This window comes from Actinacidiphila yeochonensis CN732 (assembly GCF_000745345.1).
GTDB classification, from domain to species: domain Bacteria; phylum Actinomycetota; class Actinomycetes; order Streptomycetales; family Streptomycetaceae; genus Actinacidiphila; species Actinacidiphila yeochonensis.
Genome location: NZ_JQNR01000005.1, coordinates 1,477,446 through 1,490,116 on the forward strand (window position 1 = coordinate 1,477,446; position 12,671 = coordinate 1,490,116).

At 72.5% G+C, this 12,671-nt stretch carries 5 protein-coding genes, 1 rRNA gene and 2 pseudogenes; 5 read left to right on the plus strand and 3 right to left on the minus strand.

Features of this window, described 5'->3' with window-relative positions; genetic code table 11:
• Nucleotides 1-220: 220 nt before the first annotated feature.
• A complete protein-coding gene (locus tag BS72_RS18050; RefSeq protein WP_037911843.1) occupies nucleotides 221-937 on the plus strand; it encodes a DsbA family oxidoreductase in 717 nt (238 codons plus the stop codon).
• Between the two features lie 112 nt (nucleotides 938-1,049).
• On the opposite strand, the pseudogene BS72_RS37330 reads toward BS72_RS18050, so the two are convergent.
• Nucleotides 1,050-3,192: pseudogene (locus BS72_RS37330) on the minus strand (sigma-70 family RNA polymerase sigma factor).
• 364 nt (nucleotides 3,193-3,556) lie between these two features.
• Nucleotides 3,557-4,465: a TetR/AcrR family transcriptional regulator gene (locus tag BS72_RS18060; RefSeq protein WP_051951222.1), complete on the minus strand. Its 909-nt coding sequence runs from the start codon at nucleotides 4,463-4,465 to the stop codon at nucleotides 3,557-3,559.
• Between the two features lie 300 nt (nucleotides 4,466-4,765).
• Between BS72_RS18060 and BS72_RS18065 the strand changes: the two genes are divergently transcribed.
• Together BS72_RS18065 and BS72_RS18070 are read left to right on the plus strand one after the other, a co-directional pair.
• On the plus strand, nucleotides 4,766-6,136 hold the full coding sequence (locus tag BS72_RS18065; RefSeq protein ID WP_078901452.1) for an NAD(P)/FAD-dependent oxidoreductase: 1,371 nt from the start codon (nucleotides 4,766-4,768) through the stop codon (nucleotides 6,134-6,136).
• Between the two features lie 121 nt (nucleotides 6,137-6,257).
• Nucleotides 6,258-7,963: pseudogene (locus BS72_RS18070) on the plus strand (ATP-binding SpoIIE family protein phosphatase).
• 67 nt (nucleotides 7,964-8,030) lie between these two features.
• On the opposite strand, the gene BS72_RS18075 reads toward BS72_RS18070, so the two are convergent.
• A complete protein-coding gene (locus BS72_RS18075) occupies nucleotides 8,031-9,482 on the minus strand; it encodes an MFS transporter (RefSeq protein WP_078901846.1) in 1,452 nt (483 codons plus the stop codon).
• 132 nt (nucleotides 9,483-9,614) lie between these two features.
• Here BS72_RS18075 and BS72_RS18080 point away from each other — a divergent pair, with 132 nt between their 5' ends.
• Together BS72_RS18080 and BS72_RS18085 are read left to right on the plus strand one after the other, a co-directional pair.
• Nucleotides 9,615-10,175: a MarR family winged helix-turn-helix transcriptional regulator gene (locus BS72_RS18080; RefSeq protein ID WP_037911848.1), complete on the plus strand. Its 561-nt coding sequence runs from the start codon at nucleotides 9,615-9,617 to the stop codon at nucleotides 10,173-10,175.
• A 739-nt stretch (nucleotides 10,176-10,914) separates the two neighbouring features.
• A 16S ribosomal RNA gene (locus tag BS72_RS18085) occupies nucleotides 10,915-12,439 on the plus strand.
• Nucleotides 12,440-12,671 lie beyond the last annotated feature (232 nt).

The window sequence follows — 12,671 nt, forward strand, 5'->3', positions numbered from 1 at the left end:
ACGTGGCGATTCGCGGGCCGCGCGGAGTCCGTGCCTCGGCCGGCGGCCGGGAATCGGGGGCCCGGAGGGGGAATACCGCAACGGCCTTGGGCGTTGCGCCTCCGAACGGCAGAACGATCGAAGGTTCAACCGGGTAGCTCGGGGGCCGCGGAGCCGTGCCGGGCGGGGGACCGACCAGTCGGCGCGACCGCCGGCGCGACCAGGAGCGAGGCAGCACACCGTGAAAGTTGAGATCTACAGCGACATAGCGTGCCCGTGGTGCTACGTGGGCAAGGCGCGCTTCGAGCGGGCGCTGTCCGCGTTCCCGCAGGCCGAGGCGGTCGAGGTGGTCTACCGGCCGTTCCAGCTCGACCCGACCGCGCCGCTGGAGCCGCGGCCGCACCGCGAGGCGCTGGCCGCCAAGTTCGGGCAGCAGGCCGCCGCCATGGACGACCGGCTGACGCAGCTGGGCGCCGCCGAGGGCCTGGCCTTCGACTTCGACACCGTCGTGGAGAACAACTCGCTGCTCGCCCACCGGCTGCTGCGCTTCGCCCTGGACGAGCACGGTGCCGCCGCCCAGGTGCGGCTCAAGGGCGAGCTGATGCGCGGGCACTTCGCCGAGGGGCTGGACATCGGCGACACCGAGCAGCTCGCGGACGCCGCCGAGGCCGCCGGCCTGGACCGGGCCGCCGTCACCGCCTTCCTCGCCGGCGACGCCCTCACCGAGGAGGTCCGCGCCGACCTCGACGAGGCGCACGAGCTGGGGATCAGCGCGGTGCCCACGTTCGTCTTCGAGGGCAAGTGGGCCGTCCAGGGCGGGCAGGAGACCTCGGTCTTCCTCCAGGCCCTGGAGCAGGTGGGCCGGGAGACCGCGGCGGCCGGCGCCCCGGAGGCGGCCGCGGACGGCGACGACGCCTCCTGCGCCGACGGCGCGTGCGCGGTTCCGCCGCGCGCCTGAGCGGCGGCGGGCACCGCGCCCGCCCCCGGCGCTGATGCGCCTACCGCAGTGACACCGACGCCCGTGGGGCGGCGGGCACCGACGTGCCCGCCGCCCCACGGGCGTTTCGCGGCTACTGGCAGGTGATCACGGAGTCCGCCCAGTCCGCGAGGCCCGCCAACCCGAACGGGAAGGTGCCGCGGACCGGGCGGACGACGAGCGTGACCGTCCGCAGGCCGTCCAGGCCGACGTGCACGGGGACGGCGGGGTCGCCCGGGTGGAGCGGTGGCGAGGTCCACAGCGGGGTGCCGTCGCCGAGCACCGAGAAGCGCACGGCACCCGACCTGACCAGCGGCGTCGCCGCCGGGGCGAGGTCGTCGACACCGGCCTCCGCGTCGTAGGCGGTGCACGCGCGGTTGAGGGCGATGGTGACCGTGGACGGCGCGTGCACGGTGATGCCGTGGCGGTAGCGGGTGCCGCCGACGGACAGGTACGAGCGGTCCCACCACCAGCTCTCCGGGCCGCCGTGCCGCAGGATGGCCGGGCTGTCCGAGCCGTCCCCCGGCCACCCGGCGGGAAGGGCACTCACCAGGTAGGTGGTGGTCGGCGCCGGAGGTGGCGGGGCGGGGGTCGTCGGAGGCGGAGTCGGCGTCGGGGTGGGTGTGGGTGTGGGCGCTGACGGCGGGCTCTGCGTCGGCGTCGGCGTCGGGGTGGGCGCCGGCGGCGGTTCGGCGGCCGGTGCCGCGGACGTGGCCGGCGCGGGGGAGGGGGCTGCCGCCGCGGGCGGCGGTACGGGCGCCGCCGGCTGAGCGGTGGACGGGGCCGGCTTCGGCGCGGGCGCCCCGGCGACCGGTGGACTCGCCGCGGGCTGGGCGTGCGGGACCGGATGCCTGGCGTCGCCACCGGTGAGGGTGAGCGCGAGGGCGGTCGCCGCCGCGGCGACCACCACGGCCGCCGCGACCCCGACCTTCACGGGCGCGCCGATGCCCTCGGCGGCGGCGGCCGCCCGCCCGCGCCCCCGCCGTACCGCCGCTCCCGGAGGCCGCGGCGGCCGCGCCGCCGACCGCCGCGCCCGCGGCGCCGCCGCCCGCCACCACGGCACCCGCGGCCTTTGCGGCGTAAGCCGCCGCGAACCAGCCGATGTACGCGACCGGCAGCAGACCCTTGAGCGCGGAGTTGAGGTCCGCCAGCTCCAGGGAGGCCGCCGTGCAGCGCGGGCACTCCTTGAGGTGGCGGTTGAGCTCGCGGTCGGCGCGCATCCGCAGGCCGCCGCGGGCGTGGGCGCCGAGCCGGTCCGCGTAGCGGGCGCACTCGCCCTCGGCGGTGAGCGCCTCGCTGACGTGGGCCTGGAGGTACGCCTGGCGCAGTCCCTCGCGGGCGCGGTGGGCGAGTACCGCCGTGGCGTTGGGCGTCAGCCCCAGCAGCGGCGCGATGTCGCTGGGCGACTCCTCCTCCACCGCGGTGTGCCACAGCACCGTCTGCCACCGCTCGGGCAGCGCGCGGAAGGCGCGGATCGCCAGCGAGCGCTCGGCCTCGCGCATGGCGAAGACGTCGGCACCCACGTCGGCGCGCCGGGCGGTGGCCTCGGCACCGGCTGCGGTGACGGCGAACACCGCGAAGTCCTCGACCAGGTGCTCGCGGCGGGCGGTGCTGCCCCAGGCGGCGGCGACCCGCCGGACGGTGGTGAGCAGGTAGGCGCGTACCGCGGACCGGGGGCCGCTGCCGCCCCGGACGGCCTGGAGGGTGCGGGCGAAGACCTCGCCGGTGAGGTCCTCGGCGGTGTGGGCGTCGCGGCAGCAGGTGCGGGCATAGCGGCGAACGGCGTCGACGTGCCGGCGGTACAGCTCGCCGTACGCGCTGTCCCGGCCAGCCCGGACCTGGTCCACCAGCTCGGCGTCGGACAGCGCCGGGCCGTCCGCCGGCTCCGGCCCGCCGCCGGGATGGCCGGCCGGCTCGTCGTCGTCGGCGGGCGCGGGCGAGGGGGCCGGTACGGGAACGGCGCCGGGCGCGCTCCCCTGGGCGGGGACGGTCTCGGCGGGCCGACCGGCGGACCGGCCGGCGGAAGGGTCCGTGGCGGGCGGCCGCAGCGTGGACCCGCGCGGCTCCCGCCCCGTCCCCGTCCCTGTCGCGGGTCCAGACCCGGTGCCCGGTCGGTCCGGGCCCGCTGCCGTCGGTGAACCGATCGCCCGCGCGGGGCGCCCCAGGACGCGCTCGGGCACGGAACCGCCGCCCGGACCGCCGCCCTGCGGTGGAACCGATGGCACGTCAGAAGCCATGGCGGTGAGGCCCGCTGTCGCGCCCGGGTCCGGGCCGCCCGTATCTGACGGGGTGTCGCCCGCGGTGTCGGCGTCCGGTGCCGGGTCGGCCCAGGCGTCGCCCCGTGCCTCGCCCCGGGTGTCGCTCCGCGCGTCGGTGCGGCTTTCGGGCCGGACGACCCGCTCGCGCTGCTCCGGAACCCATCGCGCCGGCTCCGCCCCGCCCGCGGCCGAGTCCGCCGAAGCGGGACCCGGCTCGCCGTTCACCTCATCCACGCGCCAAGACTGGCACACGGAAGGGGTGTTGGTCCGGTCCAACGGACGGAACCACCCGTCCGTGGGCCGGACCGTTCACCCTTCCCGTACGGTTCCCGGTCCCCCGCGGTCAGCCGACCGGCCCCGCCTCCAACGAGGCCGCGCCGGGGCCCGCCAGCGGCTCGGCGGGCCGGGAGCGCAGCCCGTCGAGCAGGATGTCGAGCAGCCGCCCGGAGGCCGCCGCGTGCTGGGCGGCGTCCGGCAGCGCGGGCGCCGCGGCGGCGATCACCAGCAGCACGTCGGCCACGGAGACGTCCAACCGCAGCTCACCCGCCGTACGGGCGCGTTCGACCAGTTGTCCGACGACGTCGAGCAGGGTGCCCACGCCGCCGTCGTCGTCGTGCTGGTGCTCGGTGTGGGCGCGCCCGGCCGGATCGGCGAACGCGTCCGCAGGGTGGGCGGCCGCGGCCACCGCGTCCCGCGTCCCGGAACCGTTGCCGGACCCGCCCGGCGCCCCGCCCGCGACGGTGCCCGCCAGGGCGTCCGGAACGCGCTGCCCGGGCACCCGAGCCGCCTCGGAGTCGCGGTCCGAAGGCACGTCCGGCCTTCCGACCTGGCTTCTGTCAGGGCCGCCGCCCGGGTCCTGATCCACCCGCAGCACCTGCGGCGGCAGCAGCCGGCCGGCGCCCGACGCGGCCGAGGAGCGCAGGAAGCGGGCCAGTGCGGCCCACGCCTCCTCCTCCTGCCCGAGCGCGGTGCGCGCCTGGTCGGTCAGCCGCGCGGTCTCCTCCTGCGCGATCCGCCGGACCAGCACGTCCTTGCTCGGGAAGCGCCGGTAGACGGTGCCGACCCCGACGCGGGCGCGGCGTGCCACGTCCTCCATCGGAGCGCCGTACCCGAGCTCACCGAACACCTCGCGGGCAGCCCGCAGCACGTGTTCGAGGTTGCGTTGGGCGTCCACCCGCAGCGGAGCCGGCCGGCTCACCGGCTGCCCGTCGGAAGCGGACGCCGAAGCACGCTGAGAGTCGTGAATGTGCATTTGTCCCATCCCCCGGAAATTCCAAAGTCTCCCCCCGGAGACTCCCCACCCATGGTGAAGATCACCGCGCGGGTCCGCGCGGGTACTACGAGATACGAACATAGTTGAGGCCGTCGCAAGAAAGAAGGGGGCCCACGCGGCCCACGTGGACGGCGACTTCCGCGAGCACGGTTCGGCCCGTCGGCCGCCCGCCCGCCAGTGCCTGGCGTTTCGCGGTTGACCTGCGAATTCGCGGAAATCACCCGGAAACGTCGGTCCGCCCTGTGGACAAACGGTCCCGGTCCATTGCGTCATGGAGCAATGACGACGGAGTCTGGGGCGACGGCCAGGGCAAGCACACCGCGCATTCTCGTCATCGGCGGCGGCTATATCGGGATGTATACCGCCCTGCGGCTCCAGCGCAGACTGGAGCCCGGCGAGGCCGAGATCACCGTGGTCGAACCCCGTCCGTACATGACCTATCAGCCGCTGCTGCCGGAGGCCGCCGCCGGGGCGATCTCGCCCCGGCACGTCGTGGTGCCGCTGCGCCGGGTGCTGCCGGGCTGCCGGATCGTGGTGGGCGAGGCGCGCGCCCTCGATCCGGTAAAGGGCACCGCGGTCGTCGCCACCCCGGCCAGCGACGAGGAGGGCGCCGACCCCCTGGAGCTCCGGTACGACCAGCTGGTGCTGGCCCCCGGCTGCGTGTCGCGGACCGTGCCGGTGCCGGGCCTGGCCGAGCACGGCGTCGGCTTCCGCACCGTCGAGGAGGCCATCGGGCTGCGCAACCACGTCCTGGAGCAGCTCGACATCGCCTCCTCCACCCGCGACGCCGAGGTCCGGGAGGCCGCCCTGACGTTCGTCTTCGTCGGCGGCGGCTACGCCGGGGTGGAGGCGCTGGCGGAGCTGGAGAACATGGCCCGCTACGCCGTCCGGCACTACCACAACGTCCGTGCCGAGGACCTGAGGTGGGTGCTGGTGGAGGCGTCCGCGCGGCTGCTGCCCGAGGCCGGCGAGGCGCTGGGCCGGTACGTGCTGCGCGAGCTGCGCGGCCGCAACGTCGAGGTGCGGCTGGAGACGCGGCTGCGGTCCTGCCGGGACCGGCTCGTGGTGCTCTCCGACGGCGACCAGATGCCGACCAGGACGCTGGTGTGGACCGCCGGCGTGCGCCCAGCCCCGCTGCTGGCCGAGACCGGGCTGCCGCTGTCCCCCCGGGGCCGGCTGCGCGCCGACGCGTCGCTGCGGGTGGAGGGGGTGCCCGGCGTGTGGTCGGCCGGCGACGCCGCCGACGTGCCCGACCTGGCCGCGGGGCTGCCCGGGGCGGTCTGCGAGCCCAACGCCCAGCACGCCGTCCGGCAGGCCCGGGTGCTGGCCGACAACCTCGCCGCCGAGCTGCGCGGCGGTGAGAGCGCGGAGTACCGGCACCGGCTGACCGGCAACGTCGTCTCGCTGGGCCTGCACGAGGGGGTGGCGCAGATCCGCGGCCGCACCATCACCGGCTACCCGGCCTGGCTGGTCCACCGCGCCTACCACCTCAGCCGGCTGCCCACCTTCAACCGCAAGGCGCGGGTGCTCGCGGAGTGGACGCTGGCGGGGTTCTTCAAGCGGGAGATCGTCTCCCTGGGTTCTCTCGAACACCCGCGCGCGGAATTCGAACGGGTCGCCGGGCCGGAGCAGGGACCGGACGCTCCCTGACGCCGCCCCACGCCCGGGCGTCGCCGAGATTCCCCCTCGGGCCGCGGTTCGGCCACACTGGACGGGTGACCACGCGTGCAGTCGCACCGGCAAAGAGTGACAAATACGAGGAATCGGACGTTTGAACCTCACCCGCTGGAGCGCCCGGCTCTCCGGAACACCGCGCCGCGGTGCCGTACCCGCGGCCCGGGCCAAGGCCGCCGACCCGCGCCCGCCCCCGGCACCCCGGCCCGGCACCCCGGCCGGCCCCACCCGCCCCGAAGACCCTGACGGCACCCCGGCCCGCAGGACCCGCCCGGCGCCACCCCCGAGGTCGAGACCACCGTGCGCGGCGTGCTCAGCCGGCTGCCCGCGCTCATCGCCGTCACCCGCGGCCCCGACCACCGCGTCCGCTTCGTCAACGACGCCTACGCCGAGGTCTTCGGCCACCGCGACACCGGGCTGCCCGCCGCCGGAGTCCTCCCGGAACTGGACGGCCTCGGGCTGCTGCCGCTGATGGACCAGGTCCACCGCAGCGGCCGGCCGCGCACCGTCAAGGCCCGCAAGGTCGACTGGTCCGAGCCGGGCACCGTCCCCCGCCAGGGCTACTTCACCTTCACCTGCACCCCGGTGCACGCCGGCGACCCGGACCCCGAGCGGCGCGGCGTCCTGGTCTTCGGCGCCGACGTCACCGACCAGGTCCAGTCGGCCGAGCGGCTCCGGGAGAGCGAGCGCCGCCTGCACGAGACGGCCGTCACCCTCCAGCGCAGCCTGCTGCCCCAGGAGCTGGAGCAGCCCGACGACCTGCGGGTGGCCGCCACCTACCAGCCCGGCGGCACCGACGCGGCCGTCGGCGGCGACTGGTACGACGTGATCACCCTCGGCGCCGGCCGCACCGCCCTCGTCATCGGCGACGTCATGGGCCGCGGGGTGCGTGCCGCCGCCGTCATGGGCCAGCTGCGCACCGCCGTCCGCGCCTACGCCCGCCTCGACCTGCCCCCGCACGAGGTCGTCCAGCTGCTCGACGGGCTGGCCTCGGAGATCGACGCCACCCAGATCGCCACCTGCGTCTACGCCGTCCACGACCCGAGCGAGGGCCTGCTGTCGTACGCCAGCGCCGGCCACCTGCCGATCCTGGTCCGCGACGCCGACGGCACCGTCCACCGCACGGAGGAGCCCACCGGCCCGCCGCTCGGCACCGGCGGCTGGATGCACACCACCGGCACCCTGCCGCTCGGCCCCGGCAGCACCGCCGTGCTCTACACCGACGGCCTCATCGAGCGCCGCGACCAGGACATCGACGTCGGCGTCGGCGCCCTCACCCGGGCCCTGGCCGGCGCCACCGGCTCGCCGCAGGTGATCTGCGACCGGCTGCTGCGCTCCCTCGGCGTCACCTCCGAGCACGACGACGACGTGGCCGTCCTCGTCTTCCAGCACCCCGAGCACACCGGGGCCGACGCGGAGCTCTTCCACAACGCCTCACTCGACCTCCTCGGCGGGGTCGAGGCCGCCCCGCGGGCGCGGGCCTTCGCCTCCGGGGTGCTCGCCTCCTGGCGCTTCCCCGTCGAGCTGCGCGACCTCGGCGTCCTCGCGGCCAGCGAACTCGTCGCCAACTCGCTCAAGCACGGGGTGCCGCCGATGCGGCTGCGGCTGCGCCGTACCGACCGGCGGCTGATCATCGAGGTCACCGACGGCGACGAGCACCTGCCGCGCCGCCGCCGGGCCGAACCCGGTGACGAGGACGGCCGCGGTATCTCCATCGTCGCCACCATCGCGACGAACTGGGGCTCGCGGCGCACCCCGGGCGGCGGCAAGGCCGTCTGGTGCGAGTTCACGCTGCCCGAGTAGCCGCCCCACCTCCGGACGCGCCGGAGCCGCCGAGGACCTCAGGCCCCCGGCGGCTCCGGAACCACGGTCAGCAGCAGACGCACTCCGCCGCGGCGGTGCCGTGGGCACCCACCGCCGGCTCCCGGCCTTCGCGCGCGGCCGGCTCCGGAACGACGGCCCCGGCCGTTCCCGTCTCCACCACGGGACGGACCGCCACGGCCACCACCCGGGCCCGGTGCGGGCTGTCCTGCTCGGCGGACAGGTGCCGCGCCATCCGCAGCGCCACCGCCGAGATCAGCAGCGAGCACACCACCAGCATCACGATGTACGCCGGATACACCCCGGCCGCCGCCACCAGCCCGGCCACCGCCGGACCCAGCGCCAGCGCCAACTGCTTCACCAGCGCGAACGCCGCGTTGTACTGGCCCACCATGCGCTCCGGCGCCAGATCGGCGACCAGCGGGTTCACCGTCGGCGCCAGCATGGACTCGCCGAGCCCGAACAGCGCGTAGGTGGAGATGATCGCCGCCACCGCCAGGGCATGGCTGCCGTGCACCAGCCCCGACGCGCCCGCCGCCAGCCACGCGACCGACCACACCAGGCCCACCGCCGCGATCACCCTGCTGCGCCGCCGGCGCTCCACGATCCGCAGCACCAGGAACTGCGCCGCCACGATCATCGCCGTGTTGGCCGCGAGGGCCGCACCCAGCGTCGCCGGGGAGATCCGGGTGACCTCGACCGCGTACGCCGACAGCCCCGACTCGAACTGGCCGTAGCAGGCGAAGAACATCACGAAGCCGAGCACGCACACCATCACCATGGCGCGGTCGCCCGCCATCACCCGGAGGCCGCCACCGGCCCGGGCGGCGTCCCGGGCCTCCCGCGCCCCGATCTCCTGCTCGCGGCTCCCGACGCCCCCGTCCGCCTGGAGTCCCTCGACCTCCCGGACCAGGCCGATCGCCGGCGCGGACGGGACGGCCAGCCGGGTGGTGGCCACGACCGCGCCCAGCACCAGGAACATCGCGGACTCGATCGCGAACAGCCGGATGAACGACGACGGGTGCGCGGTGTCCACGATGAGCCCGCCCAGCAGGCCCCCCACCCCCAGGCCCACGTTGTTCAGGAAGAACTGCATGGCGAAGGCCCGCGACCGGGTGGCCGTGGTGGAACACCAGACGATCATCGTGGCCAGCGCCGGCTGCACCACCGCTATGCCGGCGCCGAGCACGCCCGCGGCCGCGATCACCACGAGCTCCTGCCCGGACAGCCCCAGCCCGAGCGAGCCGGCCGCCGCCAGCACGGTGCCGGCAACAGCCACCGGCACCGGCCCGCGCCGGTCGATCGCCCGGCCGGTGAAGGGCAGCACGACGAGTGCGGCGACGGCGAACGTGGCCAGCACCGCCCCCGCGACGCCGGCGCCCAGCCCGCGCACCTGCGCCACGTAGACGAACGTGAAGGGCACGGTGAACCCGTTGCCGAACGCGCTCAACGCGTTCCCCAGCTGAATCCGGCGCAGCGCGGCGCCCGTCGCGGTGGTCACGATCACCTCTCCAGGTCGGAAGTCCCCGACCGAACAACTTCGGACTGAAGACTTCAGTAGTAAAGTTCGAAGCTAAAGAGTACATGTCGAAGGTCTTTAGGGCAATCGACTTCGCGTGGCATACTCAGTGACATGACCGCAGCCGCGGGTTCCGCAGGAGCCCCCCAGGAGCTGGGCCTCGACGAGCAGATCGCCGCGTACCAGCGCGAGTATCCGGAAGTCGATCCGCAGGTCGAGAAGGTCGTCACGGCTCTCGGCCGGCTGAACCGACGGATGAACGTCGCCTACGGCAGACAGCTCTCCGACCTCGGCATCAGCAACGCCGAGTGGGAGGTGCTCAAGGCCCTTGTGGTCGTCGGCCGGCCCTACCAGCTCGGCCCCGGCGACCTCGCCAAGCGGCTGGGGCTCACCCCCGCCGCCATGACCCACCGCATCGACCGCATGGTCGCGGAGGGCCTGGTCACCCGGGCCCGGGACGAGGCCAACCGGGTCCGCGTCATCGTCGAGCTGACCGACGACGGCCGGGAGAAGTGGCTCCAGACCATGCGCCTGGCCTCGGTCTTCGAGGACGACCTCCTCCAGGACCTGGCTCCGGACGAGCGCGGCGCCCTCGGTGAGATCCTCACCCGTCTGCTGCGCCGGGTGGAGTTCGCCCAGCCGGACGCCGGCGGTCGGCTGGAGGACCTGGACTGAGGTCGGCTCCTCCCTGCCGGTCCACGCCTCACCTGCCGCCCTACCCGCCCTCCGGGGTGGTGCTTGACACCGCCCCCGTCGGTGAGTAATGTCCTCCGAGCTGTCTGACGTGAGCGCCGATCCCGATCGGTCCCCGGGCAGCCATTTCGCAGGAACCACTCGACACGGCGCGCGCTTTGGCACGCCCCCGTTTTCGTGTGTGTTTTCGCGGGATGGGAGTGGAGTTCGAATCCTCCGGCCGATTTGGCCCGGGCGACGCGGGTCCGCTAAAGTCTCACTCGTCGGAACGGCCCAACAGCCGGAAAGACAAGCCCCGCTGACCGGGGGTCAGACACTGAAAAGGGTCTGATAGAGTCGGAAACAGAACGACAAAGACAGACCCCGCTGACCGGGGGTCAGGCGCCGGAAAGCGTCTGATAGAGTCGGAAACGCAGAACGAAAGAAAAACCCCGCCGACGGGGATCGGACACTGGAAAGCGTCTGATAGAGTCGGAGACACGAAGGGAAAGCCCGGAGGGCAGCCGGAGACGGTGACCGAAGGAAGCGTCCGTTCCTTGAGAACTCAACAGCGTGCCAAAAGTCAACGCCAGATATGTTGATACCCCGTCTCTCGGAGATCATCTCTGAGGGCGAGGTTCCTTTGAAGAAAAACACACAGCGAGGACGCTGTGCACGGTCCGGCTTATTCCGTTGGACTGTGCCGCTCTTTCGCGGGTGTTGCCAGGATTACCTGGAAGCATTCACGGAGAGTTTGATCCTGGCTCAGGACGAACGCTGGCGGCGTGCTTAACACATGCAAGTCGAACGGTGAAGCCCTTCGGGGTGGATCAGTGGCGAACGGGTGAGTAACACGTGGGCAATCTGCCCTGCACTCTGGGACAAGCCCTGGAAACGGGGTCTAATACCGGATACGACCTGTCCTCGCATGGGGACGGGTGGAAAGCTCCGGCGGTGCAGGATGAGCCCGCGGCCTATCAGCTTGTTGGTGGGGTGATGGCCTACCAAGGCGACGACGGGTAGCCGGCCTGAGAGGGCGACCGGCCACACTGGGACTGAGACACGGCCCAGACTCCTACGGGAGGCAGCAGTGGGGAATATTGCACAATGGGCGAAAGCCTGATGCAGCGACGCCGCGTGAGGGATGACGGCCTTCGGGTTGTAAACCTCTTTCAGCAGGGAAGAAGCGCAAGTGACGGTACCTGCAGAAGAAGCACCGGCTAACTACGTGCCAGCAGCCGCGGTAATACGTAGGGTGCGAGCGTTGTCCGGAATTATTGGGCGTAAAGAGCTCGTAGGCGGTTTGTCACGTCGGATGTGAAAGCCCGGGGCTTAACTCCGGGTCTGCATTCGATACGGGCAGGCTAGAGTTCGGTAGGGGAGATCGGAATTCCTGGTGTAGCGGTGAAATGCGCAGATATCAGGAGGAACACCGGTGGCGAAGGCGGATCTCTGGGCCGATACTGACGCTGAGGAGCGAAAGCGTGGGGAGCGAACAGGATTAGATACCCTGGTAGTCCACGCCGTAAACGTTGGGAACTAGGTGTGGGCGACATTCCACGTCGTCCGTGCCGCAGCTAACGCATTAAGTTCCCCGCCTGGGGAGTACGGCCGCAAGGCTAAAACTCAAAGGAATTGACGGGGGCCCGCACAAGCGGCGGAGCATGTGGCTTAATTCGACGCAACGCGAAGAACCTTACCAAGGCTTGACATACACCAGAAAGCTCTGGAGACAGAGCCCCCCTTGTGGTTGGTGTACAGGTGGTGCATGGCTGTCGTCAGCTCGTGTCGTGAGATGTTGGGTTAAGTCCCGCAACGAGCGCAACCCTTGTCCTGTGTTGCCAGCAGGCCCTTGTGGTGCTGGGGACTCACAGGAGACCGCCGGGGTCAACTCGGAGGAAGGTGGGGACGACGTCAAGTCATCATGCCCCTTATGTCTTGGGCTGCACACGTGCTACAATGGCCGGTACAATGAGCTGCGATACCGTGAGGTGGAGCGAATCTCAAAAAGCCGGTCTCAGTTCGGATTGGGGTCTGCAACTCGACCCCATGAAGTCGGAGTCGCTAGTAATCGCAGATCAGCATTGCTGCGGTGAATACGTTCCCGGGCCTTGTACACACCGCCCGTCACGTCACGAAAGTCGGTAACACCCGAAGCCGGCGGCCTAACCCCTTGTGGGAGGGAGTCGTCGAAGGTGGGACTGGCGATTGGGACGAAGTCGTAACAAGGTAGCCGTACCGGAAGGTGCGGCTGGATCACCTCCTTTCTAAGGAGCACTTCCTACCATCGCAAGGTGGTCAGGGGGCCAGTTCATCGGCGAGTGTCCGGTGCTGGTTGCTCATGGGTGGAACGTTGACTATTCGGCACTGCCGGTTCGCCGGCTCGATCTAGTACGACCTCTTCGGGGGTATGGAACGGTGGGGTCGGGGGTGGTGGTGTCGGGCACGCTGTTGGGTCCTGAGGGAATGCCGTTGGTGTTCCTTCGTGTTATCGGGGCC